The sequence below is a fragment of the Ruegeria sp. D7 genome (assembly GCF_056534355.1).
In genome coordinates, this window is the sequence record NZ_JBQFPG010000020.1 from 12,783 (window position 1) to 38,805 (window position 26,023).

Annotated in this window: 27 protein-coding genes, 1 tRNA gene and 2 pseudogenes; 15 read left to right on the top strand and 15 right to left on the bottom strand. The window is 56.7% G+C overall.

Annotation, left to right across the window (positions count from 1 at the left end):
- Positions 1-11: 11 nt before the first annotated feature.
- The 4 genes from rpmI to pyk all read right to left on the bottom strand — a co-directional run bounded on the left by rpmI (position 12) and on the right by pyk (position 4,086).
- Positions 12-212, bottom strand: coding sequence for a 50S ribosomal protein L35 (gene rpmI, locus ACRZ9U_RS19815; RefSeq protein WP_010443552.1), 201 nt, complete (start codon positions 210-212; stop codon positions 12-14).
- A gap of 182 nt (positions 213-394) precedes the next feature.
- Positions 395-1,945, bottom strand: a complete 1,551-nt coding sequence (locus ACRZ9U_RS19820; protein ID WP_170395588.1) for an alanine/glycine:cation symporter family protein — start codon at positions 1,943-1,945, stop codon at positions 395-397.
- Between the two features lie 14 nt (positions 1,946-1,959).
- Positions 1,960-2,397 carry a universal stress protein gene (locus tag ACRZ9U_RS19825; protein ID WP_170395586.1) on the bottom strand — a complete coding sequence of 146 codons (438 nt, stop codon included), beginning with the start codon at positions 2,395-2,397 and terminating at the stop codon, positions 1,960-1,962.
- Between the two features lie 243 nt (positions 2,398-2,640).
- Entirely contained in the window at positions 2,641-4,086 is a 1,446-nt protein-coding gene (pyk, locus tag ACRZ9U_RS19830; protein ID WP_170395584.1) for a pyruvate kinase, read from the bottom strand.
- A 118-nt stretch (positions 4,087-4,204) separates the two neighbouring features.
- Between pyk and ACRZ9U_RS19835 the strand changes: the two genes are divergently transcribed.
- The 3 genes from ACRZ9U_RS19835 to ACRZ9U_RS19845 all read left to right on the top strand — a co-directional run bounded on the left by ACRZ9U_RS19835 (position 4,205) and on the right by ACRZ9U_RS19845 (position 5,698).
- Positions 4,205-4,942 (top strand): N-formylglutamate amidohydrolase, encoded by a 738-nt coding sequence (locus ACRZ9U_RS19835; protein ID WP_170401973.1) that lies wholly within the window; start codon positions 4,205-4,207, stop codon positions 4,940-4,942.
- Positions 4,943-5,029: 87 nt separating this feature from the next.
- Positions 5,030-5,269 carry a DUF6868 family protein gene (locus ACRZ9U_RS19840; protein WP_170401976.1) on the top strand — a complete coding sequence of 80 codons (240 nt, stop codon included), beginning with the start codon at positions 5,030-5,032 and terminating at the stop codon, positions 5,267-5,269.
- A 114-nt stretch (positions 5,270-5,383) separates the two neighbouring features.
- Entirely contained in the window at positions 5,384-5,698 is a 315-nt protein-coding gene (locus ACRZ9U_RS19845; RefSeq protein WP_170401979.1) for a DUF1244 domain-containing protein, read from the top strand.
- Between the two features lie 45 nt (positions 5,699-5,743).
- Here ACRZ9U_RS19845 and ACRZ9U_RS19850 read toward each other — a convergent pair whose 3' ends face one another.
- From ACRZ9U_RS19850 to dgcN, 3 genes are all read right to left on the bottom strand, one after another.
- The gene (locus ACRZ9U_RS19850) at positions 5,744-6,604 is read right to left on the bottom strand and encodes a D-amino-acid transaminase (protein WP_170395576.1); all 861 of its coding nucleotides are present in this window, start codon (positions 6,602-6,604) and stop codon (positions 5,744-5,746) included.
- 10 nt (positions 6,605-6,614) lie between these two features.
- Positions 6,615-7,580 carry an N-acetyl-D-Glu racemase DgcA gene (gene dgcA, locus ACRZ9U_RS19855; RefSeq protein ID WP_170401982.1) on the bottom strand — a complete coding sequence of 322 codons (966 nt, stop codon included), beginning with the start codon at positions 7,578-7,580 and terminating at the stop codon, positions 6,615-6,617.
- Between the two features lie 68 nt (positions 7,581-7,648).
- On the bottom strand, positions 7,649-8,650 hold the full coding sequence (gene dgcN, locus ACRZ9U_RS19860) for an N-acetyltransferase DgcN (RefSeq protein WP_170401985.1): 1,002 nt from the start codon (positions 8,648-8,650) through the stop codon (positions 7,649-7,651).
- Positions 8,651-8,945: 295 nt separating this feature from the next.
- Here dgcN and ACRZ9U_RS19865 point away from each other — a divergent pair, with 295 nt between their 5' ends.
- Complete coding sequence (locus ACRZ9U_RS19865; protein WP_170401988.1) at positions 8,946-9,908, top strand: L-malyl-CoA/beta-methylmalyl-CoA lyase; 963 nt, start codon at positions 8,946-8,948, stop codon at positions 9,906-9,908.
- A gap of 38 nt (positions 9,909-9,946) precedes the next feature.
- On the opposite strand, the gene ACRZ9U_RS19870 is transcribed toward ACRZ9U_RS19865, so the two are convergent.
- Positions 9,947-10,525, bottom strand: coding sequence for a PA14 domain-containing protein (locus ACRZ9U_RS19870; protein ID WP_170401991.1), 579 nt, complete (start codon positions 10,523-10,525; stop codon positions 9,947-9,949).
- Positions 10,526-10,643: 118 nt separating this feature from the next.
- Complete coding sequence (locus ACRZ9U_RS19875) at positions 10,644-11,096, bottom strand: Lrp/AsnC family transcriptional regulator (RefSeq protein ID WP_170401994.1); 453 nt, start codon at positions 11,094-11,096, stop codon at positions 10,644-10,646.
- A 72-nt stretch (positions 11,097-11,168) separates the two neighbouring features.
- On the opposite strand from ACRZ9U_RS19875, the gene ACRZ9U_RS19880 reads away from it, so the two are divergent.
- On the top strand, positions 11,169-11,765 hold the full coding sequence (locus ACRZ9U_RS19880; RefSeq protein ID WP_170401997.1) for a LysE family translocator: 597 nt from the start codon (positions 11,169-11,171) through the stop codon (positions 11,763-11,765).
- Between the two features lies 1 nt (position 11,766).
- On the opposite strand, the pseudogene ACRZ9U_RS19885 reads toward ACRZ9U_RS19880, so the two are convergent.
- A pseudogene (locus tag ACRZ9U_RS19885) lies at positions 11,767-12,600 on the bottom strand (AraC family transcriptional regulator).
- A gap of 121 nt (positions 12,601-12,721) precedes the next feature.
- Between ACRZ9U_RS19885 and ACRZ9U_RS19890 the strand changes: the two are divergent.
- Positions 12,722-13,684 (top strand): acetyl-CoA carboxylase carboxyltransferase subunit alpha, encoded by a 963-nt coding sequence (locus ACRZ9U_RS19890; RefSeq protein WP_170395560.1) that lies wholly within the window; start codon positions 12,722-12,724, stop codon positions 13,682-13,684.
- A gap of 4 nt (positions 13,685-13,688) precedes the next feature.
- On the opposite strand, the gene ACRZ9U_RS19895 is transcribed toward ACRZ9U_RS19890, so the two are convergent.
- From ACRZ9U_RS19895 to ACRZ9U_RS19905, 3 genes are all read right to left on the bottom strand, one after another.
- Positions 13,689-14,819 (bottom strand): lytic murein transglycosylase, encoded by a 1,131-nt coding sequence (locus ACRZ9U_RS19895; protein WP_480902793.1) that lies wholly within the window; start codon positions 14,817-14,819, stop codon positions 13,689-13,691.
- Between the two features lie 111 nt (positions 14,820-14,930).
- Entirely contained in the window at positions 14,931-15,578 is a 648-nt protein-coding gene (locus ACRZ9U_RS19900) for a GntR family transcriptional regulator (RefSeq protein WP_170395556.1), read from the bottom strand.
- A gap of 30 nt (positions 15,579-15,608) precedes the next feature.
- Positions 15,609-16,301 (bottom strand): M48 family metallopeptidase, encoded by a 693-nt coding sequence (locus tag ACRZ9U_RS19905; protein ID WP_480615325.1) that lies wholly within the window; start codon positions 16,299-16,301, stop codon positions 15,609-15,611.
- A gap of 100 nt (positions 16,302-16,401) precedes the next feature.
- Here ACRZ9U_RS19905 and ACRZ9U_RS19910 point away from each other — a divergent pair, with 100 nt between their 5' ends.
- Together ACRZ9U_RS19910 and ACRZ9U_RS19915 are read left to right on the top strand one after the other, a co-directional pair.
- Positions 16,402-16,725, top strand: a complete 324-nt coding sequence (locus ACRZ9U_RS19910) for a TIGR02300 family protein (RefSeq protein WP_170402007.1) — start codon at positions 16,402-16,404, stop codon at positions 16,723-16,725.
- Between the two features lie 137 nt (positions 16,726-16,862).
- Positions 16,863-16,938, top strand: a tRNA-Ala gene (locus ACRZ9U_RS19915).
- 936 nt (positions 16,939-17,874) lie between these two features.
- On the opposite strand, the gene ACRZ9U_RS19920 is transcribed toward ACRZ9U_RS19915, so the two are convergent.
- Together ACRZ9U_RS19920 and ACRZ9U_RS19925 are read right to left on the bottom strand one after the other, a co-directional pair.
- Complete coding sequence (locus tag ACRZ9U_RS19920) at positions 17,875-18,255, bottom strand: hypothetical protein (protein ID WP_170402011.1); 381 nt, start codon at positions 18,253-18,255, stop codon at positions 17,875-17,877.
- 509 nt (positions 18,256-18,764) lie between these two features.
- Positions 18,765-20,039: an adenylate/guanylate cyclase domain-containing protein gene (locus ACRZ9U_RS19925; RefSeq protein ID WP_170402013.1), complete on the bottom strand. Its 1,275-nt coding sequence runs from the start codon at positions 20,037-20,039 to the stop codon at positions 18,765-18,767.
- Positions 20,040-20,595: 556 nt separating this feature from the next.
- On the opposite strand from ACRZ9U_RS19925, the gene ACRZ9U_RS19930 reads away from it, so the two are divergent.
- The 7 genes and pseudogenes from ACRZ9U_RS19930 (at position 20,596) to ACRZ9U_RS19960 (ending at position 25,934) form a co-directional block, all read left to right on the top strand.
- Entirely contained in the window at positions 20,596-21,129 is a 534-nt protein-coding gene (locus tag ACRZ9U_RS19930; RefSeq protein WP_480561248.1) for a helix-turn-helix domain-containing protein, read from the top strand.
- Between the two features lie 98 nt (positions 21,130-21,227).
- Positions 21,228-21,995, top strand: a complete 768-nt coding sequence (gene hdhA / locus ACRZ9U_RS19935) for a 7-alpha-hydroxysteroid dehydrogenase (RefSeq protein WP_170402016.1) — start codon at positions 21,228-21,230, stop codon at positions 21,993-21,995.
- Positions 21,996-22,063: 68 nt separating this feature from the next.
- A complete protein-coding gene (locus tag ACRZ9U_RS19940; RefSeq protein ID WP_170736344.1) occupies positions 22,064-22,858 on the top strand; it encodes an SDR family oxidoreductase in 795 nt (264 codons plus the stop codon).
- Between the two features lie 14 nt (positions 22,859-22,872).
- Positions 22,873-23,580, top strand: a complete 708-nt coding sequence (locus tag ACRZ9U_RS19945; protein ID WP_170402024.1) for a hypothetical protein — start codon at positions 22,873-22,875, stop codon at positions 23,578-23,580.
- A gap of 12 nt (positions 23,581-23,592) precedes the next feature.
- A complete protein-coding gene (locus tag ACRZ9U_RS19950; protein WP_170402027.1) occupies positions 23,593-24,075 on the top strand; it encodes a hypothetical protein in 483 nt (160 codons plus the stop codon).
- A complete protein-coding gene (locus ACRZ9U_RS19955; protein WP_170402030.1) occupies positions 24,072-24,680 on the top strand; it encodes a MarC family protein in 609 nt (202 codons plus the stop codon). The genes ACRZ9U_RS19950 and ACRZ9U_RS19955 overlap by 4 nt, the downstream gene beginning before the upstream one ends.
- A gap of 622 nt (positions 24,681-25,302) precedes the next feature.
- Positions 25,303-25,934 (top strand): annotated as a pseudogene (locus tag ACRZ9U_RS19960) (tyrosine-type recombinase/integrase).
- Positions 25,935-26,023 lie beyond the last annotated feature (89 nt).

Below are 26,023 nucleotides of genomic sequence, written 5' to 3' on the forward strand. Positions count from 1 at the left end.
TTAATCTCCTCTTAGCGGTCGTAGGGCATGTAGCCCTTGACGATCTTGGCGTCGGGGGCGGACAGGGTGGTGTTGCCACGGGCGTCGCGGATGAATTTCTTGGTCCGCTTGATCATGCCGTGCCGTTTGCCGGCCTGGCCAGCAAGGACCTTACCGGTCGCAGTCACCTTAAAGCGCTTTTTGGCGCTCGACTTTGTCTTCATCTTAGGCATTTCCGTCTCCTTTCGGGGTTCGGTTTCAGACGCGACTCGGCATGCCATCTCGGCCGGTCACGCGATCAGAAGCGCCGTTTACGCAAGTTCGGTCATACTGGCAAGGGGGTTTGGGCCAGAATCTGCGCTTTTTGCAGGCTGGCTAGGCACCGGGGCGACGCGCGCCGCCCCGGAGGTTTGGATTAATGTTCGAATTTGCGGATTTCACCGCTCTTCAAACGCTCTGCATAAGATGCCAGTTCCTGACGTACCACTTTCATCAGGAAGTAGAGCGCGAAGACGTTCACAACCGCCATGGCAAAGATCGCCGCATCCGAGAAGTCGATAACGGGGCCAAGGTTAGCCGCTGCACCGATGACTACGAAGATGCAGAAGATGACCTTGAACACCAGTTCCTTGGTGTGACCCTCACCGAACAGGTAGGTCCAGGCCTTGAGGCCGTAGTAGGACCAGCTGATCATGGTCGAGAAGGCAAACAGAACTACTGCGATTGCCAAAACGTAAGGGAACCAACTGAACGCGCTGCCAAAGGCGGCTGAAGTCAGGCTGACGCCCGAGTTTCCGTCAACCGTTGCGATGGCATTACCGGCTTCGTTCAGCATATAGTTTCCGGTCTCCGGATCGACGATCAGCTGCTGCGTGATGATGATCACCAACGCGGTCATGGTACAGATCACAACCGTATCAATGAACGGCTCCAGCAGCGACACGAACCCTTCGGTGATCGGTTCTTTGGTGCGAACCGCCGAGTGGGCAATCGCCGCTGAACCAACGCCCGCTTCGTTCGAGAACGCCGCACGCCGGAAACCCTGGATCAATGCGCCGACCATACCGCCAGCAACACCAAGACCGGTGAAGGCTCCTGCGAAGATCTGGCCAAAGGCCCAACCGATCTGATCCGCGTTCATCAGGATGATCACCAGCGCCGCGGCCACATACATCACGCCCATGAAAGGAACGACTTTCTCAGTCACGCGCGCGATGGATTTCAGGCCGCCCACGATCACTGCAAAGACGATGCCTGCAAAGACCAGGCCAGTGATCCAGCCCGGGTAATCTCCGACGATGCCTGCGATCTGCTGATGCGCTTGATTGGCCTGGAACATATTGCCCCCACCAAGCGCGCCAAGGATGCAGAAGATCGAGAACAGAACGGCCAGAATTTTACCGCCCGGCAGGCCCAGTTCGTTGAACCCTTTCGACATATAATACATTGGACCACCAGAAACGGTGCCGTCATCATATTCGTTGCGGTACTTTACACCCAGCGTACATTCGGTGAATTTCGAGGCCATGCCCAACAGGCCCGCGACAATCATCCAAAAAGTTGCACCTGGCCCGCCGATACCGACGGCGACCGCAACACCAGCAATATTACCGAGGCCAACTGTACCGGACAGCGCCGTTGCCAGCGCCTGAAAGTGGCTAACTTCACCCGCATCATTGGGATCAGAATAGTCACCTTTCACAAGGCTGATCGCATGACCGAAGAAACGCAATTGTACAAAGGCAAAATAAAGCGTGAAGACGGTCGCGGCGATCACCAGCCAACCCACGATCCAAGGGAACCCGGTGCCCGGAAACGGGGCAAAAATAAAGCTGACGAAAGGCCCGGTGAAATCAGCAAAGGCCTGGTTGATTTTATCGTCCAACCCGACCGCCTCCTGTGCGGCAGCGGGGCTCGCAACCAGAGCGGCAAGTGCTGCCAGACTCAGTTTGTTCTGAATATTCATCATAATCTCTCCCCTCAGTTCACGACCGTAACCGGAACATCGGCGTGCATGACAAGGTTCTGGGTCGAACTGCCAAACAGGCGTTTTTTAAACCCATCTGCCGAGGCCCGACCCACAACGATCTGGGAGCCACCGTTTTCAACCGTGATTGCATTCAGCGTTTCCGCCACATCTCCGTGACGGACGATGCCGCGCGCCTCGAATCCTGCAGCCTTCAACGCTTCGACCGCTGGCTCGATGATCCGTGACGTAGCTAACGCAACCTCTTCTTCGCGCCGTTTGTGCCGCAGGGCGTTCTCTTCTGGTGTCTGGAATGTGAAAGGAGACCATTCGATGACGTAAACCGCCAGAAGCTCGCATGAACCGATACGCCCGGCCAAGTCTTTGGCAAAGGCGATCGCGCGTTCTCCGGTTTCTGTCCCGTCCAGTCCTATGACAATTTTCGTTGTCATGCCGTTCCTCCGTTATTGTTGCTTTGGCCGGGGCCCTCGCCCCCGGCAGGGCAGCCGGAACCTGGAACTTGCTTGAGTAGACCGCCCTAAGGGCAAGTATCCCGAAAAAACACGCAAAAACAGAGAGATTATTGCTGGATACAACCCTCAAACTTCTAAGACACTGTAAATAAATATTATTATATGCCCAAATATTAGGCATACGCCTGGTATCAAACTGAAATTAGTAGTGGTGATCCGGGCTTAGCCCGGATCAGTGTTGTAGATCAGCCGTTCATCACAAGGGGCGATACGTAAGATGTTGGTGGTGCCAGGAACATTGAAAGGGACGCCGGCGGTGACCACAATCTGATCAGTCTCAGCGGCGAAACCACCCGAACGGGCGGCGCGAGCGGCGCTGACGACCGCACCTTTGAACCGCTCTTGTTCAGGGGTTAAGACGCAATGACAACCCCAGCTCAGGCAAAGCCTGCGGGCGGTGCCAGTGGCGGGGGTCATTGCGATGATAGGCACACCGGGACGCTCACGGGCGGTGAGCAAGGCGGTGGTCCCGCTTTGAGTGAAGCAGCAGATGGCTTTGATGTCAGTCTTTTCGGCAATCTCGCGTGCCGCAGCCACGATACCATCAGCGATGGTCGTACCCTTGGCGGTACGCGACGCGGCAATAATCTGAGTGTAGGTTGGGTCAGCTTCAACTTCGATGGCAACCTTGTTCATCGTCTGAACCGCCTCGATGGGATAAGAACCAGCAGCCGATTCAGCACTCAGCATGATTGCATCGGTACCCTCGTAGATCGCGGTGGCCACGTCCGAAACCTCGGCCCGTGTGGGCATTGGGCTTTCGATCATGCTTTCCAGCATCTGGGTTGCGACAATCACAGGCTTCGCGGCTGTACGGCATTTACGCACCAGACGTTTTTGGATCGGGGGGACTGCCGAAACAGGCAGTTCGACGCCCAGATCACCCCGCGCAACCATGATCCCGTCTGAGGCGTCAAGGATATCGTCAAAAGCTTCGACCGCAGCAGGTTTTTCGATCTTGGACAAGATCGATGCTCGGCCATCCGCCAGTGCGCGCGCCTCGAACACATCCTTGGCACGCTGAACGAAGCTCAGCGCCAACCAGTCCACACCCAGTTGGCAGACAAATTCCAGATCGTCGCGATCCTTGGCCGACAGCGCTGCCAATGGCAGCACCACGTCAGGCACGTTCACACCCTTGCGGTTCGAAATCGTGCCACCGACTTCGACCGTGCAATGTGCAAAATCCTGACCGCAATCCTGCACGATCAGACGAATCTTTCCGTCATTGACCAGTAGGCGCGCACCTGGCTCCAATGCGGCAAAAATTTCGGGATGTGGCAGGCAGACCCGGGTGATATCCCCGGCTGCCGGATCAAGATCCAGACGGAATGCGGCGCCCTCCTCCAGTTCTTCCGCATCATTTGCAAACACGCCAACGCGCAGCTTTGGCCCCTGCAGATCAGCCAGAATCGCGATCGGGCTTTCCAGATCCTTTTCGATCTGCCGGATTATACGGTGCCTCTCGCGAATCTCATCGTGGCTGCCATGGCTCATGTTCAGCCGGAATACATCGGCCCCGGCCTCATGCAGCGCACGGATGGTGTCATAGTCATTGGACGCCGGTCCCAGCGTCGCCACGATTTTCACATTTCTCAGGCGTCGCATTGATCAGGCTCTCCTCAAACGCGTAAATGTTACCGCAAACATTGCTCAGGCTGCTTATTGCGCAATTCCCTTTCCAACGCAACTGTCCTACACCTGCGACAAACAAGATGACAGGCTCATGACATACTCTCCGTTTTTTGTTCACGGCGCGGATCGCCCGTCGCGTTGGCTGATTACTTGCGACCATGCAACCAACATGGTGCCGCCCGAAATCAGCGGCGGAGACCTGGGCCTGCCGCGCGAAGATATGGAACGCCATATCGCTTATGACGTGGGCGCCTACGAGGTCTCAAAGCATCTGGGTGAGGTTCTGAACGCCCCCGTAATCGCAGCCAACTTCTCGCGCCTCGTGATTGACCCCAACCGGGGCGAGGACGATCCGACGCTGTTGATGAAGCTCTATGACGGCTCGATCATCCCCGGTAACCGACACGCAGATGCGACCGAGCGTGAGCGTCGTCTGACCATGTGCTACCGGCCCTATCACGATGCGCTGGCAGAGCTTGCAGCCCTGCCGTATGCGGTCATCATCTCGATGCATTCCTTTACGCGCCAGCTCCGTGGCCGCGATCCTCGGCCGTGGCACATCGGCGTCTTGCACACACCGGATGAGCGGTTCTCGCGCCCGCTGATCAACCGGTTGAACGCCGAGGATGATCTGTGCGTTGGGGTAAATGAACCCTATACAGGTGTGCTACCCGGCGATGCGATCGACAAGCATTGCAGCAGTTTCGGCCGTCCTAATGCACTGATCGAGCTGCGTAATGATCTGATTGCGGATCATGACGGGCAACGCAGCTGGGCCGAACGATTGGCCGTTATTCTGCAGGATGCACTGAACGATAGCGGACTATGACGTAAGGTCACTTCATGCCGCTTCCGATCCTCGAAATATTGTGAGCCAATGTACTGACACCCATATATTAAGGGAAAGGAGACGACCATGACTCAGGAATTCCTGACAACTGTCTTCGGCTGGATGACCGCCCTTAACATCGCTGTTTTGTTGTTCAGCACACTTATGATCCTCATCATGCAGGACTGGATTGCAGGCGTGCATGGCAGAATGTTCCAAATGGAGCGGGCCGACGTAAAGAGGGCCTATTTCAGATATCTTGCGAACTACAAAATCCTGACAATCATTTTTTGCCTTGTGCCGTGGCTGGCCCTCAAACTGGCATAAAGCATCCAAACCTGACGTTCCAAGGGGCCTTAGGCCCCCTCCTGTTCGTTGTAACATGGCCCACGGATTGCTAGGTCAGGTCCAGATCGCAAGACAATCATTCGGAGCCCGACAATGGACAAGCAAACTGAAATCGAACTTCAGGCCGCAGCGTTTCGCCGTTTGCAGCAGCATCTGATGCAGGATCGCACCGACGTACAGAACATCGATATGATGAATCTGACCGGGTTCTGCCGCAATTGCCTGTCCCGCTGGTATCAGGAAGCAGCCAATGCCAAGGGCATCAACATGGACAAAAACGAAGCGCGCGAGATTTTCTATGGCATGACCATGGATGAGTGGAAGGCCAACTACCAGACCGAAGCGAACGCCGAGAAACAAGCCGCCTTCAAGGTCGCGTTTGAAGAGAACGTCACAAAAAAAGGCTGACGCCCCGAAAACGAAAAATGCCCGCCATACTGGCGGGCATTTGGTTTAGATTGCAGCCTTTCGGCTTTCGTCCAGATAGATCTCGCGAAGGCGTTTGGCAATCGGGCCCGGCGTGCCATCACCCAGTGCCACGCCATCAATCTCAACCACCGGCATGACAAAAGCGCTGGCCGAAGTGGTGAAGGCCTCATCCGCCTCTTTCGCCTCGTCGATGGTGAACAGGCGCTCCTCAATCTCCATCTGCGCCTCGGCTGCCATGCGCAGAACCGCCTTGCGGGTGATGCCGTGCAGAATGTCGTTGGACAGCGGGCGGGTGACGATCTTGCCGTTCTTGACGAAATAGGCGTTGTTGCTGGTGCCTTCGGTGACATAGCCGTCTTCAACCAACCAGGCATCGTCACAGCCAGCCGCTTTCGCCATCATCTTGCCCATGGACGGATACAGCAACTGTACGGTTTTGATATCGCGGCGGCCCCATCGGATGTCGTCGATCGAAATAACCTTGGCCCCTTTCTTCGACGCGGGGCTGTCGGCCAGACCTGGCTTATTCTGCGTGAACAGAACAAGCGTAGGCTTGGTATCCGCTGACGGAAACACAAAATCCCGGTCGCCGTCACTGCCGCGCGAAACCTGTAGATAGATCAGACCTTCTTCGATGTCGTTCAGCTCGACCAGTTTGCGATGGATTTCCAGAAGTTCTTCTTTGCTGCAGGGTTCAGCCATCTGTAACTCGTCCAGCGAGCGTTTCAGCCGCACCGCGTGGCCTTCGAAATCGACCAGCTTACCATCCAGCACACTGGTCACTTCGTAGACGGCGTCTGCAAACAGGAAACCTCGATCAAAGATCGAGACGCTTGCCTCGGTTTCAGGCAGGTATTCGCCATTCACATAAACGGTGCGGGTCATGTTCTTCTCCTCAGCCCCAAAGTGCCGCTTTGGGCGGATGCACTCCGGCGTCATCAAAAATCAGGGGTGTGTCGCGGTCTTCTGCCAACAAAAGCGGTCCGTCAAGGTCCGTCACCATCGCACCCTGCGCGACCAGCGTTGCAGGTGCCATGGCCAGCGAACTTCCAACCATGCATCCGACCATGATGCCATAGCCCTCGGCCAGCGCGGCCTTGCGCAGTTCGAGCGCCTCGGTCAGACCGCCGGTCTTGTCGAGTTTGATGTTCACCACATCATATTTGCCTTTTAGCGCAGGCAAGCTGGCCCGATCGTGACAGGATTCGTCGGCACATACCGGCACCGGACGATCCATGCCGATCAGTGCATCATCCTCACCGGCTGGCAGAGGTTGTTCAACCAGAGCAACGCCCAGTCGCACAAGATGCGGCGCAAGATCGGCGTACACTTCAGCAGACCAACCCTCATTGGCGTCGATAATGATTTTGGACTCCGGCGCACCAGCCCGCACGGCCTCAAGCCGGGGCATGTCGTCCGGTGTACCAAGTTTGATCTTCAACAAGGGTCGGAACGCATTTTCTGCCGCCTGTGCCTGCATTGCCTCGGGAGTGTCCAGGGAAAGAGTATAGGCCGTAACTTCAGGCCCCGGTGCGGCAAGTTCCGCCAGCTCCCACGCCCGTTTGCCGGAGCGTTTCGCCTCAAGGTCCCAAAGCGCGCAATCCACTGCATTCCGAGCCGCGCCGGCAGGCAGCAGATCCATCAGGGAATAGCGAGAGAATACGTCGGGCAGGCCGGCAATCTCGGCCTCGACTGAATCCAGCGTTTCGTCATAGCGCGCATAGGGCACGCACTCGCCCCAACCATGATGCACACCATCCGAGATCCGAACCGTCAGGACCTTTGCCTCAGTCCGTGAGCCGCGCGAGATAGTGAATACCTGCGCCAGCCGAAATACATCGCGGGAAACGTCAATCTGCACGCGTTCAACCTTTCATCGAAAGTGATGTCTGTTGCCGACAGCAAGGGGCGATCGGCAACCTGCTTAGATCACAGTGCGGCCAACGCATCCACCAGTTTACCGGCACCAAACCGGTAAGGATCGGTTGCTGGGATACCCATCTCGGTCTCAACCTTGGCGATGTATGCGTGTGCGTCGTCTTCGCTCAGATGCTGGGTGTTGATCGACACGCCCGCAACCTGACATTCCGGGTTAGCAACACGCGCCAGCGGCAGTGCTGTGTCGCGCAACTGCTCCAGCGTCGGCAGCGAATACTCAGGCAATCCTCGCATATGGGTCCGGGTCGGCTCGTGGCACAGGATCAGCGCGTCGGGCTGACCGCCATGAATCAGCGCCATGGTGACGCCAGAATAGGACACATGGAACAACGAGCCCTGCCCTTCGATGTGATCCCAGTGATCCGGATCATTGTCTGGTGTCAAATACTCAACGGATCCCGCCATGAAATCGGCGATAACCGCATCCAGCGGGACGCCTTGACCCGTGACCAGAATTCCGGTCTGACCGGTGGCCCGGAAGGTGGATTTCATGCCGCGTTCGCGCATTTCAGCGTCCATGGACATCGCAGTGTACATCTTGCCGGCAGAGCAGTCGGTTCCAACGGCCAGGCACCGCTTACCAGTACGCTTGCGGCCGTTTGCGATAGGATATCCTACGGTAGGCACACGGACGTCGTGCAATGTGCAGCCGTGAGTCTGTGCCGCAGCAACCAGATCGCCTTCGTCGCGCAGCAGGTTGTGCAGGCCCGACGCCAGATCATAACCCATCTCCAGTGCTGCGATCAGAACCTCTTTCCAGGCCTCACTAATGACCCCACCTCGGTTGGCAACACCAATGACAAGAGTCTTGGCACCAGCAGCTTTACCTTCGGCAAGTGTCATTTCGGTAAGACCCAAATCAGTCTTGCAACCATCCAGCCTTATTTGACCCACTGCATTCTCAGGACGCCAGTCGCGGATACCAATGGCCACTTTGGCCGCCAACAAGTCGGGCGCATCGCCCAAAAACAACAGGTACGGTGTCTCGATCATTGCGGTGCACTCCTTTGATTCTGGCTTAAGCTAGAGAACCGTTTTGACGAGGGTTTCTCAAATTCTTCTTGCCTGCCCGCCCACAGCGGGAAGTTTTTGCGTATTTGGGCCTTCTTGCACAAGATTGTTCGAAGTTTTTAAACTGATCAAACTATAAGCACCCCATTTTGCCAGTATCTTCAATCATGCTGCATACGCATTGCCGCATATGCACAATCACGCTTGCGCAGCATTGCGCAATTTAATATCCCATGACCAACCCTAAACGCAATTTCCTTACTCTCATGAGGTCCAAATGAGCTTCCGCATCCAACCTGCCGCTCCGGCCCGGCCCAATCGCTGCCAACTGTTTGGCCCGGGCTCGAACACCAAGCTATTTCCCAAGATGGCTGCATCAGCTGCAGACGTCATAAATCTGGATCTAGAAGATTCGGTGGCTCCTTCCGACAAGGATACCGCTCGCGCTAACGTAATCGAGGCGCTGAACACAGTCGATTGGGGCAATAAATACATGTCGGTTCGGATCAATGGGCTGGATACACCCTATTGGTACCGTGACGTGGTTGATGTGCTGGAACAGGCAGGCGACCGTCTGGATCAGATCATGATCCCCAAAGTAGGCTACGCGGCCGATGTCTATGCCGTGGACGCGCTGGTTACCGCAATCGAGCGTGCCAAGGGCCGAACCAAGCCAATTTCATTCGAAGTGATCATCGAATCTGCCGCCGGACTGGCGCATGTCGAAGAAATCGCAGCCTCATCCCCGCGCCTGCAGGCCATGAGCCTTGGCGCCGCAGATTTTGCAGCCTCAATGGGCATGCAGACAACCGGCATCGGGGGTACGCAGGAAAACTACTATATGCTGCGCGAGGGTGAGAAGCACTGGTCCGATCCGTGGCACTGGGCGCAGGCCGCAATTGTCGCCGCTTGCAGGACTCATGGCGTGCTGCCTGTCGACGGCCCGTTTGGCGATTTCTCCGACGATGAGGGCTATGTCGCGCAGGCCAAACGGTCTGCCACGCTGGGGATGGTCGGCAAATGGGCCATCCACCCCAAGCAAATCGCATTGGCCAATCAGGTCTTCACACCGTCGGATGAAGCAGTGTCCGAAGCGCGCGAGATTCTGGCCGCCATGGAACAGGCAAAAGCCAACGGTGAAGGCGCGACGGTCTACAAAGGGCGTTTGGTCGATATCGCTTCGATTAAGCAAGCCGAGGTTATTGTGGCGCAGGCAGAATTAATCGCGGCGGGTAGCTAAGAAAAAAGGCGCTCAGCTGAGCGCCCCAATCGATCTGATCAGCGTCCAAATACATTGTTTGGTGTCCATGTTAAACGCTCACCCTTCTTTCCTGATTTCATCATCAGGCACGAGGTACCGTATTTCTGAAAATACTTGATTTTGATTGGATACCAACCCGCCTGCGGCACCTCGACCTCGGTGCGTTGGTTGGCTTCGCAGCCCTGACGGCCGTTGACATAACCGATCTGCTGACCGCCGACCCAGGCGTCAATCCCATCGTTCGACCAGGTCTCAAGCTCGTAAACACCGGGTGAATCAAAGCGGATATACCCACTGATTTCCGCGGCAACATTGAACGCCTGATTGTAGGTCAGGACAGGATCACCTTCGTTCGTGTCTCTGTAGTCCAAACCTCGGAGGGGCTGACCCGGCTTTGCCTTCTTCAATAGATGATTGACCTTCGAGAGGTTCTGGATTTTGCGAGGCGGGTTACCTTCCCAACTGTATTTTACATTCAAGCCGGCTTTTGGGCTGGGCTGAGGGCTAGCTGGCTGTAACTTCAAAGGTGCTGCTGTCGCAGCGCCGGCAAACATTGCCAAGGCAGCCACCAGCGCTCCGGTGCGGAAAAATGTCATGGTCTACTCCCTGAATTTGCGCCTGCTTCGGGGTTAATCCCTGCCGACGATCCTGTTGAGATGACACTAGGCGCTGAACTTTGACCTCGCAAGATGGTTAAAAATCACTTTTTAATGGTCACGCACGCATATCCTTGGGCGATCCCATCACAACATATGAGGTGATCGAGGTCACATGCGGCAGTGTACCCAGCACCTCGGTGTGGAAGGTTTTGTAGGAAGGCAGATCGGCACATTCGACCCGTAACAGGTATTCGATCGTGCCGGTGATGTTGTGACATTCCACCACTTCGGGCGCTTGTTGCAAGGCCCTTTCGAACCCTTCCTGCGCCGCTTTTGTGTGCTCGCCCAAACCAACGCCGATATAGGCAACGAAACCCACCCCCAGCGCCGCCGGGTTCAGCACCGCTCGGTAGCCGGAAATGACCCCTGCCCGCTCAAGCTCCTGCACCCGGCGCAAGCAAGCGGATGGGGACAGGCCCACCCGCTCGGCAAGATCGAGGTTGCTGATGCGACCGTCCCGCGAAAGCTCTTGCAATATATGTTGGTTGATCTGATCAATCTTCGCCATTTATTGCAACATTAACCTTTGAACGCACGAATACGCAATTTCATTTGCCGGGTTCAGCGAGAAAATGCAGCCATGACCTACGATATCCTGATGGCCCTGATCGCGTTTGCTTTTGTCTCGTCAATCACTCCAGGCCCCAACAACCTTATGCTGATGGCATCAGGTGCGAATTTCGGCTTTCGCCGCACGATCCCGCATATGCTGGGTATCGGCTTGGGCTTCACCTTTATGGTGCTTCTGGTGGGGGCGGGGCTGGTTCAGGTCTTTGACCGGTATCCGATTAGTCATACCGTGTTGAAAGTTCTTTCGGTTCTGTATCTGCTGTATCTGGCATGGAAAATCGCGCATGCAGCGCCCGCTAAAGGTGCCGATGCTGCGGGCACCCCGATGACGTTTCTGCAAGCTGCAGCCTTCCAATGGGTCAACCCAAAAGCCTGGGCGATGGCGCTGACCGCGACAGCCGCCTATGCGCCCGACCAAACGATCAACGCGATTCTGCTGGTCGCGCTGGTGTTCGGAGCCATCAACCTGCCCTCGGTCAGCACCTGGACGGTTCTTGGACAGCAAATGGCGCGAATCCTGACGAACCCGCACCGATTGCTGGCATTCAACTGGACGATGGCGGCCCTGCTTGTGGCCTCGCTCTATCCGGTGCTGTGGCCGAATTAGGTTACCTGAGCGGCAGGCAAATTTCTGTCAACAGATCCTCAGGGGCCGTTTCTCGTGGATCGTTGAGATAGATCTCATAACACGGATGGTCCGCAGGTTCTTCGCCAGACTCGGGCAACCAATTGCCAAATAATGTCTGATACGCGCCGTGAAGGCCGGAATAAGGGCCCTTGAAGGTCAGCACCGCTGTTTTGCCACCCGGAATTTCAAGGTCTTCCATCCCCTCGGGCGTATCATCACCGCAGAATTCAGCATCTGCAAAACTGCGTAAATCATCCTCGGGCACATCGTCCGGACTGTCGAGATACAGCCCGATCATCGGGCCGACTTGCGGCCACAGCTTGCGGGATTCGCACAGGGCACCAAAGGCCTCAAAGCTGCGGCCAATCTCGGCATACGCCCCTTTATGTGGCAGCGCTATGACTCGGCGGGACGGTTCGGTTCGGGTTGTTACGGGATGCATCGGATATCCTCCGGTTTTGAACATTGGATGGGCCGGCAGTATTTGCCCCGCACGTCGAAACGCGGTGGGGCTGCTGCCGTAGGCCTCGGAAAAGCCCCGCGCAAAGGATTTTTGGTTCGGATAGCCAATGTCGGTCGCGATCCGCGTAACCGGTCTGTCTGTTTGCACCAGCCAGCAGGCGGCACGGTGCAGGCGTATCCGACGGGTGGCCTACGCGCAGGTCTCGCCAGTAATGGCGCGAAACACGCGATGCCTGTGAAACCGCGACATAGCTGCGACCTCGGCCAATGCATCCAGCGACAGATCCCCGGCGGGGTGATCATGGATGTAGGCCAACACGCGCAACACGCGATCTTTGTAGCTAGCGGCCATCGGTATCCTTCCTTCTCTTTGCCCGTCCGTGGTCGCATATTCCGCGACCACAAATCTTGCTGAGTTGCATCCCGGACCACCTTTGGTCATATAGCAGGGAACTTCCGCGTTGAGAGGCGTCATGACCCAGTATCTGGATTTCGAAAAACCGCTGGCCGAGATCGAAGGCAAAGCTGAAGAGCTGCGCGCGCTGGCCCGTGCCAATGAAGAAATGGATGTGACGGAAGAGGCCGCCGCGCTGGATGCCAAGGCCGCCAAGCTTCTGGACGAGCTGTATGCCGATCTGACCCCATGGCGGAAATGTCAGGTGGCGCGTCATCCTGAACGTCCACACTGCAACGATTACGTGGATGCGCTGTTTACCGAATTCACCCCACTGGCAGGTGACCGGAACTTTGCCGACGATCTGGCGGTAATTGGCGGTCTGGCGCGGTTCAACGATCAACCCGTCATGGTGATTGGCCACGAAAAAGGCAGCGATACCAAATCGCGGATTGAACGCAATTTCGGCATGGCCCGCCCCGAGGGCTATCGCAAGGCCGTACGCCTGATGGAAATGGCAGGCCGCTTTGGCCTGCCGGTAATCACCTTGATCGATACAGCTGGGGCCTATCCCGGCAAGGGGGCGGAAGAACGTGGCCAGTCCGAGGCGATCGCGCGCTCAACCGAGATGTGCCTAAAGATTGGCGTTCCTTTGGTGTCCGTAATCATCGGCGAAGGTGGTTCTGGTGGCGCGGTCGCCTTTGCGACTGCGAACCGCGTAGCGATGTTGGAGCATTCGGTCTACTCGGTGATTTCGCCCGAAGGCTGCGCGTCGATTCTCTGGAAGGATGCCGAAAAAATGCGCGAGGCCGCCGAAGCGTTGCGCCTTACCGCTCAGGATCTGCACAAGCTGGGCGTTTGTGACCACATCATCACCGAGCCCAAGGGCGGTGCACATCGCAACCGCCCGGCGGCGGTCGAAGCCGTGCGGTCTGCAATTGCCTCGATGCTGGAAGAGCTTGATGGGAAAGACGCGGCAGCCCTGATCAAGGACCGCCGTCAGAAGTTCCTGGATATCGGTTCGAAAGGGCTGGCGGCTTAACCCGTCAGCCACCCAACCGCTGCAACAGAGCCACCGAAGGCTGGCCAGTCACGGACAACCCGTTGGCGCGCTGGTAGGCGCTAATTGCCGCCTCAGTATTCTTGCCGATAACACCATCTGCGCCTTGTGTGTCATAGCCCGCGGATGTCAGGCGGCGCTGCAGTTCTTTACGATCCTCCTGCGTCAAACCGGTCGCATCCGGCCCGAATGACGCTTGGAACGGCGCGCCGCCAGCAATGCGATCAGAAAGATGACCTACGCCGATCGCGTAGCTGTCCGAATTGTTGTAGCGCTTGATCACCTGAAAATTGCGGAACACAGCAATACGTGGGCCGGGCGTCTGCGGTTGCAGCACTGCCGCCGGCGTGCCCGAAACCGTGCCGACTTCACCGCCCCAAGGCTGCCCTCGCACCCAACCGGCACGTGCCAGATAAGCCGCCGTTGACGCAAGTGAATCTGCTGGGTCATCGGACCAGATATCGCGCCGCCCGTCGCCGGTGAAATCGACCGCATAAGCAAGGTAAGACGTCGGAATGAACTGTGTGTGGCCCATCGCTCCGGCCCAGCTGCCGGTCATGTTAGCCGGGGTCGTATCGCCCTCTTGAATTATCTTCAGCGCTGCCACCAGTTGCTTCTCAAAAAACGCTCCGCGCCGCCCGTCATAGGCCAGAGTCGACGTTGCCGAGATCACCGGCACATCGCCGCGCCGTGCACCATAACGGCTTTCCAGGCCCCAAACAGCCACGACGACCTCCTTGTCGACACCGTATTGGGCTTCGATCTGCGACAGGGTTCCTGCATGCCGCACAAGCATTTGCTTGCCAGTGCTGATCCGTTCATCCGAGGCAGCAATCGCCAGATAATCCTCAAGCGAGCGTTTGAATTCGACCTGATTGCGATCGCGTTCGATCACGTCGGGTAGATATCCTGCGCCTTGAAACGCTCGGCTAAGGGTCGTCTGTGAAATGCCCTGTGACGCTGCCCGGTTTTTGAAACTGGCCACCCAGGCATCCCATCCTGCGTTCGGAACCGCACGCATCCGCGAAGCCGGAGCACTGTTGGGTGCGGTGCCTGTGGAACAGGCCGCCAACAGGGTTGAACCAAGCCCTAAGGAAAACACTCTTCGATTAATCATAGTTAAATCTGCTCTTGTTGTGATTTGCGTTCAGAATAGCGCAGCCCGGTCGCTCAAGCCAGCAAAGCGACATCCGAAATCAACTGAATTGGAAGATGGGCAACAAGCCGCTCAGGTCACAAGCAGCCGCAAGCCCTGGGTCACATCCGAACGCACTGCTAGTCGCAATCCAGGCTCATCCCCGGCCTTGAGCGCTGCGATGATCAGACGATGGTAGTGCGGTGGCTCGGTCCTCCGCAACCGACCGTATAGGGCACGCATCGTGGGACCCAGCTGCAGCCAGACAGTTTCGGCCATGGCAAGCATCGCGGGGGCCTGTGCGCGTAGATACAGCGTGCGGTGAAATTCCAGATTTGCACGGATATATCCCACTGCATCGCGTTTCGTGACCATCTCGGCTACTGCCATGTTGATGCTTTGCAACCGGTCAATCAGCGCCATATGCGCGCGCGGCAGGGCCCGGCTGGCCAGTTCAACCTCAAGCAGCGCGCGCAGCGCCGCCAGCTCTTCGATCCGATCGCGCGTGAGTTCCGGCGTTGATACCCGACCGGAGGTGGACAGGAACAAAGCACCTTCTGCCGCCAGACGTCGCACCGCCTCGCGCGCGGGAGTCATCGACACACCGAATTCCTTGCCAATCCCGCGCAGCGTCAACGCCTGCCCCGGGGCAATCTCTCCATGCATGATGCGGGATCTGAGGGCGCGATAAACGCGATCATGGGTTGCCGTATGAGACTCGGCGGGGCGTGAGGTTAACATGAGTTTATGTGATCACAAATCGCGCTGAGGTCAAGCGACGGAGTCGAAGCGATATCTGTGCAGTTCAGCCCCGTTGTCTCGCAGCCAGCGGCGTGGTTCTTTGTAAGGGCCAAAAATACGCTCGACCTGCGCCCAGAACGCAGGTGAGTGGTTCATTTCGGCAAGATGCGCCACTTCATGCGCGGCCACATAATGGAGAACCTCTGTCGGGGCGAGGATCAACCGCCACGAGAACATCAACCCGCCCGCAGAACTGCACGACCCCCAGCGCGAACGCGTATCGCGCAAAGTAAGGCTACTGTACGACCGCCCCAGCATCGCCGCGTAATCATCGCACGCACCGGTCAGACGATCGCGGGCAAGCTCTTTTAGAAACCGCGCTAGTCGCCGTGCTTCGGCACCGGGCGGAACCCCGATCGCATCGCCACTCAGCAAGACCCTCCGCCCCGATGCAGGAACGATTCGCCGCGCCGTACCCTCGATCGGAATGAACTGCCCTACGCCAACTGCTTCAATGCTGGGTCGATCCTGCAGGTGCCCGCGGATCCAGCCCTCTTTCTGCTGTGCGAAATTCAGCGCTTCGGCTTCAGCCACCCCTGTCGGGTAGGTCAGCGTAACCCGTCCATCCAATTGGGAAATTCGCAAACTGATCCGCCGTGCGCGCGCCGATCTGCGCAGTGTCAGCGGCACCGGAGGTGTTCCGGGCAATGCGTGTCGCCCCATGGGTGGGCCTCCTTTGCGCAAAGGCTTTGACAGTGCCTGCCGCATGTGGCAGGTGACCTGAATCATTGATGAGATTCACCTGATATCAAGGGGATTTGATATGCCCAAGGAAGAATGGGGCGTAAAGCGTGTCTGCCCGACAACCGGCAAACGGTTTTACGACCTGAACAAGGACCCGATCGTCAGCCCCTATACGGGCGAGGTCGTGGAGCTGGATACCGGAAAAAGCCGGATGATCGCCGCGGATGCTGAAGATGCCGCATCGGTCAAGGCGCGCGAAGCGTCGTCGGACGAAGACATCGTTTTGGATGATGACGATAATGTCGATGTCGAATTGGATGACGATCTGCTGGACGACGATGACGACGGCGACAACGTTTCACTAGACGATATAAAGGACATGTCGTCAGAAGACGAAAACTGATGGATCCCGAGGCGGCCCCGCCGCCTCGACCCGGCCTGCGAGGTCGGTCTGAATTTTTTGCGGATTCCGATTTTAGGACTTGCACTCATCGACGGCGTCTCATAAACGTCCGTCCACCGTTACGACGGTACCTTTATGGGGCCTTAGCTCAGTTGGGAGAGCGCTTGCATGGCATGCAAGAGGTCAGGGGTTCGACTCCCCTAGGCTCCACCAAAACCTAACAATACAACTGGATAGCAAGCATTAGAGCGGTGTGACACGCAGGTGTGACACAAAATGAAGCTGCATGCGTATCTCTCAATGTCCAGACATGACATCTACTACTTTCGTTGGCCATTGCCCGACACAAGACCAAAACCCCATACCAGACCAAGCACCACACGTAGGACCATTCGGGTGTCTTTGCGTACGAGATGCCCTAAAGAGGCTGGCACTCTGGCACGGCGTCTTGCAGTGTGCGGCGACACAATAACAAAGCACATAGAAATATCGGGCATGAACCACGGCGAACTGCGCACAAAGGTGCATGAGCACTTCACGGAAGTACTAAAGAAAGCAAAGGCGCGTAGAAATGAACTTGGCCCCTACACCGAACTAGAGAGAGAGCGTATCTTCTACTACATCTTGTCGTGGTTGCGGCTGCGGAACTTTTGACCACGCGGCGCATGGCGGATCCCATGACATCGCGCATAGCCAAGGAAGCGTGGATGAGGGATGCGGACCGGGTTCGTGCGTGGGCGGCAGAGAGACTATCCATCAAGGCAAACAACGTCGTCACTGTTGCTGATCTGTATTCGAATTTCCGTCAGTGGTGTGCCGCAGAAGGTGTATCGGACAGCCGAATTCCTGCGCGCAACAGCTTCGCTCGACGCTTGCGTCATGTAGGGCCCCGTCTAGTTCCAGGACCCAATAGCAAAGGCGCTCGGTTCGAAATTGCTATCCTCAAGACGGCCTGATTTAAAGTGGGACAGCTTGTAACGAGGCCAAACGAACTAGGCCGGCCATTTCGTTTTGGGTGGACATGCAATAAAACCTCCCAACTTCCCTGTCGGGCGTTTGGTTGGGAGGTTGGGATGTTTTGTGTCTCGTCCGTCTGTATATTTTCTGTTGTTCACATCAAGCATAATGCTGCTTTTTAACGCCCGACGTTCATTGCAGCGCTGCGGTGCGACCCCGCGAGGACCTCCGTGTTTCGTCCAGCGCCTGACGCATTGCTGCCAAACCAGCCCGCTCGACATACTGGTCCATCGGGTCGAGTTCATCCCAAGTGCGAGATGCGGCAGCAGGCCAGATCTGCGGATGACTGTGCCGCATTTGGCTGAGCCGCCATTCATGGTGGCAGAGTTGCGGTGTCATAGCTTCAGGATCGCTCAGGAAGCGCGCAGCGACACCACAGCAGGCCTGCCACTGCCGGTCATGCACAATCGGGCTTTCCTCGCCGCTCGTTGCTGTTTGGGCTTCACAGTAGGCCATAGCGATCAGGACGATGTGCCTTGCTGCGGCAGCTTCAAGTTGGATATCTTGCTCCATGTGATGTCTCCTATTCATCATGTTGATGCGCATCCCGTTGGCTGTTGCCACCGGCGGCCACCCCAAGGCGGGGTTGGTGATCACGATTTTCGTGACGCTCTGGATGCTGTTGGTTTCGCCCTGCCTTAGGCTCATCAGTGGATCGGCGCTAGACCCAGACCATTGGCACCGGTCGCAAGCATGTCTCGGGCGGTCCATACCCCGGCGGTCTTCCGCGACTTACGGGCAAAGCTCGGTAGAGGAGCGTCATCATGTTTGGGGAATTGCGGGCTGTCCGCCCACGATTGGTATGTAATCGCTAAGTCTGTCAGCTTCAAGGAGCGGGCGGCGTAGCGCGGACAAAACAAAAGCGGCTACGTCATTTAGAAAGAACAACGTCTGCTTCGCGCTCAAAATCAGCCGCTCACGCCAAGTGCAGCAAATGACTGTTCTGAGCCCAAAGCTGACCGGTTTCATTTCAGTACCCGCGCCTAAACGAATGATTGCCAATCGCCTAATGCAATTGAGCGTTATGAGAAAATTTCGTAAGAAAAGACATCTAAGTCTTCCTCAAAACCCCGCAAAGAATGCCGCCCCATTTTTTTCGGCTCTTCAGATACCAAGTTCACAAAATCGCCCGTTGCTAAAAGCCGCGCCTCCAGTTTTCGCGTCAGGCCCTCTAACCTGCTGGCTATCGCGACTGATGGGCCAGTTACCGTAAAATCCAAGCGCTTTTCAGTGCCAACATTCCCGTAGACAGCCGCCCCAGTGTGCAAACCAACCCCAAATTCAGCACGGTCTGATGGATCAAGTTCTTCATTCCTTTGGAACGCTTCACGCGCTGCGGACAGGGCAGCTTCGCACATGTCCTCGGGTAGTCTTCGTTGACCATCAAAAGGAAAGATCGCAAGCAACCCATCGCCAACGAATTTAAGTACCTCTCCGCCGTGATCGTGTACCGCCCCACCGACACAATCGAAGAATTGGTTAACCGTCGCGACATATTTTTCCGATGACAGGCGCTGGCTCAAAGCAGTAGAGCCGCGCATATCGCTGAACAAGAGAGCACAGTCAATTATGCTGACATCTCCCCGGGCTATTTGACCGTTCAGTACGGATCGACCGGACAACTTGCCTAGATAGACCTCCATCAACTCAGCTGCCAAGAACTGTTCCGACAATACACGCGCTGCACCAAGCAAAGGTAAAGATAGCCGCGACAGACCATCTACCTCACGGTCTGTGAAGCCAGTACGACGCTTTGTAGCAAAAGACACAGACGCGCCCAAAGCCCACTCCATCTCTCCGTCAAAGACAACAGTGCGATTGCCGAATGGTGCACTGCATACGACATAGTCGGTGACACCTGCTTCAGCGAGTTTTCGGAATAGCGGAAATTTGTCACGGGTCGCTTGGTCAGTCAGATTTGCTCGCATGAAAGGAAACTTGATTGTGCCGTTCGCAAGACCGTCCGCCAAGTCCCAGACTTCCTTATTAAAGTGCTGTTTCGCAATCTCATTGGCCAATTTCGAATTCTCTCCGAAGGGTGCTTTGTCGAAGAGATCAGCCGTTACTGAGCTGCGTGGAAGAACGGTCCATTCAATACGATGGTTCGACGCATCCCACGTTGCATCGAGCAATCCAATTACAGGGTGCATCATCAGGCGGCCCAAGGAAACACGCGTGACCGGCACGCCACCATCGATCAGCCTGTGACTTAACTGCTCGACTAGTCCGCCAAGATCAGCATCAAAAAAGGCCAGCTTTTGCAGCCAATCTGCAATGCGGTCGAAAACATCCGCCATAACTTACACCTCCACCATCATCTTGTTACAGCTGAGGGCTCGTGTCATTCGGTTTGTCTTCGAACGCTCAATTCTCTAGCGATGGGTTTGCAAATTCTCACGCGCGTTCGCTTGAGATATTGGCCAAAGCCCGTCAGTTTTTCGAGCTACGAAATAGTACCGGGCGCAACAGTCGATAGAGAAACGTGACTTTCAGCTCTAAAGTGCTCTTGCCAAGGTCCTGTGCATCGGTGCAACTAACGGCCGCTTTGTCCGCAGAGCGGTCATTGAGACGGAACGCAGCGAACGACCGCTCTGAGCCCAAGGTACCTAATGCTGTTTTGTGCCCCGACAGCTGCTAAACCGAGCATACCTGCCGTTCCAAGCGACATGTGAGTTTGTCCTGTGAAGGATGGCGGCGATCCAGGCTGAAATTGGTCTCTAACGCCCCGCGCCACCTGTCGGAACATGAGCAAACTGCGTTTTCGTCCACAGAGCCAATAAATTTGCTTGCTGAAGCGAGTTGGACGGGCGGATATGGTCGGATCATTCAGTCAAGTCGAAAAAGGAAGTCACTTTGTCTTTAAGCGCAACACGCACGGGCGGTTCGCCAACGGGATCCTGTCGGGCGGATGCGGTCGCTTCAGCGTTTGACAGTTTTTATTCCGACTACCAATACATTTTTGTCGAGTTTTTGATCGCTCATTTGGTTGACGCGGCGGGTGCTTTCGACGGGGATTATCAGGAGATGCTGGTGTTGGCGGTTATTGGGCAAGCCCGGCTGGGCGCCGTGCGTACTGCTTCCAGCCCGGGCTCGACTCTGCCGGACATCGAGGCTGCCAAAGAAAGCACCAACGCGTCCAGGATCGCAGACATCACCAATATCCCGCGCCAAACAGTCCGACGCAAGCTGGCGTCACTCGAGGCGCGCGGCTGGATCGAGCGGGATGACGCCGGGGCGTATCGGCTGGTGTCCAATGGGGGCCAATCCACTGCCCGCCGCGATCTTGCAGAGACGGATCGCCGGGCAATCGATCGCGTTGCACGGCTGGTCGCCGATCTCGAGACCATCGTCGAAAAGCATCAGCACCTGATCGCCAAGAGCAGATAGCAGTAGGTCGCACTATGGTGCTCAAAATGAGCACCCCTTCTATTGTCAACCATTCCCGCACGCCTAGTTCGCATTCCAAAGGTGAAACGGAGACATGCATGTTCGATCCAAAGGCATTTCAATTGGAAAATCAGGTGGCCCTCGTCACCGGCGCGGGCGCTGGTATCGGCAGGGGCATTGCAGAGATGTTCGCCGGCGCGGGAGCGGCGGTCGTCGTGAGCGACCTCAAGCAGGAGACGGCTGACGACGTGGCCAAGGGCATTGTGGAAGCTGGTGGCAAGGCCGTGGGCATTGCGTGCAACGTGACCAAGGAAAGCGACCTTGAGACCGCAGTTCAGACGGCAATCGATAATTTCGGCAAGCTGACTATCCTTGTGAACAACGCTGGTGGCGGTGGGCCAAAGCCCTTTGACATGCCGATGGATGACTTCCGCTGGGCGTATGAAATCAACGTCTTTTCTGCCTTCCGCCTAACGCAACTTGCAGCGCCGCACATCGAAGCCGCCGGCGGGGGATCGGTGCTTAACATCTCTTCCATGTCAGCCGAGAACAAGAACGTGCGCATGGCGTCTTACGGCTCTTCCAAGGCCGCGATCAGCCATTTGACCCGCAACATCGCCCATGACCTTGGATCCCGGAAGATCCGGGTGAACGGGATCGCGCCCGGCGCGATCCGGACGGCAGCGCTGGCCACGGTTCTCACGCCAGAGGTTGAGCAGGCCATGCTCAAGCATACGCCAATCAAGCGTCTTGGTGAGCCATCAGATATCGCGGGTGCCGCGCTATATCTCAGCTCGCCTGCGGCGGCATGGGTCAGCGGTCAGATCCTTACTGTGTCAGGCGGCGGTGTGCAGGAACTGGACTGACACCCGAAACGCATTCAGGCCGACCGCGCATTGTGTTGCCTACCACATATGAAATTACGGAGATAACCATGAGCTTTGATGCTTTTGCAGAATTTCGGCTAGACGGCCACAATGTGATAATCACAGGCGGTGCGCAGAACATTGGTGCCGGTATCGCAAAGACGCTTTCGGGCGCCGGCGCAAAGGTGATGATCGGCGATCTGAACGGTGATATGGCTGCCGAGACAGCCGCCGAGATCGCCAAGGAGACCGGCAATGATTGCCGGGGTATGGCGTGCAACGTAACCTCGCAGGATGACATAAACGGTTTGGTGCAGGCCACGGTCGATGCGTTTGGCGGCATCTCCACGCTCGTCAACAATGTTGGCTGGGGCGGGCGCCAGCCAGACACGACCGCAATTCCGGACGAGGAATTCATCAACTCCTACAAGCTGAATACGATCAGCGCATACCGGATGAGCATGGCCTGTCTTCCCTATCTTGAGAAGGCCGAGAACGCTTCGATTACCAACTCGGGTTCGTTCTCTTCAGCGGTGCCAGCCTATGACATTCTGCCCTACGGCACGGCGAAAGCCGCGCTGAACCAGATGATGGTGTCCATGGCACACATGTTGAACAAACGGGTTCGAGTGAACTCCATCCTGATCGGCACTGTGATGACGGCGGGATACGGCGATGCCGGCATCTCGCCCGAGATGCAGGAGAAACTGGCACATCCCGATAACCTGACCGGCCGCCCGGGCCGGCCCCAGGACATTGCCAATGCGATGCTGTTTCTTTGCTCGCCTGCCGCGGGCTGGGTCAGCGGTCAGACGATCAACGTGCACGGCGGCGGTGCTGTTGTGCGCCTCTTTGGCAGCTGATGAAGGGGCCGGCGATGCGCATATCTGCCCGCCTGCACGGTATTGTGCTTTCGCTGGCCCTCGTCGCTCTTGGCGGTGCGGGAGCCAGCGCAGAAGACTCCGGCGTTATACCGACAACAGGCCCCGCCACCATGGATCAGGTCATGCTGTTGATGTTTGCCGATCAAGGGCGAACCGTTGGCTATCAAAGCATGTTGTCCGGCATTCATCTGGAGACCATCAAGGCGCAGCTTGACCGAGACGCTGCCATCCTGGAACGCAACCGCGCCCTTTATGAGCGCAACGCCGTTTCCCTTTTAGAGCTGGAGGTTTCGCAACTCAAGGACGCGTGGAACAGGCTGCAACTGCAAGTCGCGGAAAGGAACCTGGCTGCCGTCGCGGCGCAGGTGACGGCGATCAGCATGCTGAACGAGCATTTCGCGGGGACTCCCGTCGATTTGGGCGAGCTTTACGCCATCTACCTGCGCGGTTGGGAAGCGGGCTGCGACAAGGGCCCCATTGAGGCGCGCGCCAACGAAGCGTGGATGGCCTATGCCGAAAAGTCGCTGGAACGCTCCCGGCAGTTGCAGGCACGTGGCAGCCTGTCCGAGGAAACCGTGCTTGCCCGCGAAGCCGACCTCCGCATCGCCACCGTAAATTTCGAACGCCGGTTCGAACGGCTTGATCGGTGTCGTGAGGTGTTCTTTCCCAGTTTTGACGACGTCGCTACGGCAGGCCGGTGACAGGAGCAAACCATGACCACCACAAATTCATTGCCGGCTACGGGCCTAACCTTGACGAAGCACCAAATCCTTCAGGGCGCAGTGATCTCCGGCGTGATCAATGCCGTGATCAACGGGGCAATCCAGTACTTCCTGCTACGAAATTCCATGCCGATGCCCCTCACCGTGGATTCGATCGGAACTGAGGCACATACGGTCCTCGGGTCATCTGTGCCGTTGGCTGTTTCATTGGCGATGATTTTGACGGCAGTGGCGCATTTCACAGTGAAAGGTACAAAAAAGCCATTCGTGCCCACGACCCTGTGGCTCGTCATCAAGCACGGTCTGTTCGCATTTGGTGCCGTGGTTGCGCTGGCTGTTGTCTGGCAACGCGCCATGGGCTCGGTAGAGGTGGGTCTCGGAGCCGCAGTTGTGCTTCTTGCTCTCGTCGCAGGTCTGGTCGCTGCCATAGTGAATTACATGACGATCACCGCTGTTGTCGAGGAACAGGCATGAGCTCCGACACACTCGCGCAGGTCCCTTGGGGACAGCTGTTTGGGCTGCTGTTCATGACGATGGGACCAATTCGTGCCATCGCAGTGTTCTCGCGCGTCGGATCGGATGATGCAGATCCATCAGTCAATGCAATCGCCCGGCGCGCCAGTGCATTGGTTGCGGGCGCATTCGTCGTCGCGGTCGTGATTGGTTTCGGGGCGCTAGGAGCCTGGGGCGTAAGCTTCCCGATCTTGATTGGCGCAGGCGGAGTGGCGTTGTTTGCCCTGTCGCTGCGGGACCTTTTGAGCCAGCCCGCCCCGGCGCGTCAAATTGATCCGTCTCAGGTCGACGCATCGGCTATCGCTTTTCCTGGGATCTTTCCGCCCATTGCTGTCGTCGTGCCGCTCATCTTTGCGACAGCTTTTCCAGGGATTGAGAACAAGCTTGGCATCCTCGCCATGGGGCTCGGTATGATTGCGCTAAACTACATGCTGATGTTGCGGTCCAAAGCAATTTTGCGTGCAATAGGACCTGTGCCTCTGCAACTCTTTGGTGCCGTCTTCGGTGTGTTGCAACTCGCCTTGTCACTGCAGTTCATATACGATGCGGTGATGATGCTAGCGTGATCAGGCAAAATCGGTGCTGCGCGCTGTTCTTCATTTTCGGTTGCGAACAATTACCGCTGATAGCTTTCAGCGTTCCAAAGGAAGATGACTTTAAGTTCGGCGCAAAATTGACCAAAACACTTGAATTCAAACAACGCACTGATGGAAAAGCTTCGACGTCGATTCAGTCCCCTGAAAGGCTTTCCAACTCTGAAAATCCTTCGTCAGGAGCTTGGAGGATGTGGGTGACATGCGCGCCTTGATAGGGATAAAGCAATATAGATATACACGGCCTGTGAGATTAGCCTTGAATGCCCGCATAGCGTCGCAGTACTGACCTTTGTGGTTTTCAAACGATATGCGGCTTTGTCCGCTCACCAACGATCCCGCGTCGGACTGTGAACGACCGTTTTGGGGCTGAGAGCAGTCATTTCCGTCCGTGGTTTGAACTTCGGCTTCGTCCGCAAAGCGGTCATAGGCTCGTTCTGATCGGACGTCCGACTTGATCAGAAGCGGCCATTGAGTGTTATAAATTGCAGTTTGAGATGCGCGCGATCGGTTTCTATGATGGCAAAGACAGAAAAGTGCGCTGGTTGGCAGGGTGCCGAAGCCTGGTGCGGAAGGGCTGGATGGAGACTTCACCATGTCCAGTATTCAGCTTCCAATAGTCAGACCGTCTCAGCCGCCGTGGAACAAGAACCGACTAATTGGTCAGAAACGTCCACTCCTGCCAAGACAGGTTTGGGCAATTCGTGCGCGGCTCGAACTCGCCGGGAACCCGCGCAACCTTGTGCTGTTCAATCTTGCTATCGACAGCAAACTTCGCAGTTGTGATCTTGTTCGCCTGAAAGTGGCGGATCTGGTCGTTGCCGGAGCAGTTCGAGACCGCGTATCGATCGTCCAGAGCAAGACAGGCAGGCCAGTTCAGTTCGAAGTGTCCGAGGCACGCGAAGATCGATTTTTGAGTGGGTCAGATCGCCCGCCATGCTTGGTCGCGAGTTCCTCTTTCCAAGCAGGTTCCACAGTTCATCGCACATTTCGACTCGGCAATAAGCACGTCTCGTGCGCAGCTGGGTGTCGGTCATCGGACTGGATCCTTGTGGGTACGGAACGCATTCTCTTCGGCGGACAAAAGCTGCGCTGATCTATCGGAAGACTGGCAACCTTCGGGCCGTCCAGCTCCTGCTTGGACACACCAAGGTTGACAGCACGGTCAGGTACCTTGGGGTCGAACTCGACGACGCGTTGAGCATCTCGGAGAAGATCGACATCTGACGGTTTGACGGACGGCAGCAGCCGTTCGTCATCTCAAAACGGGTTCCGAAGTTTAGGCGCGAACGGCTGCTCCTTCGGATACCAGACTT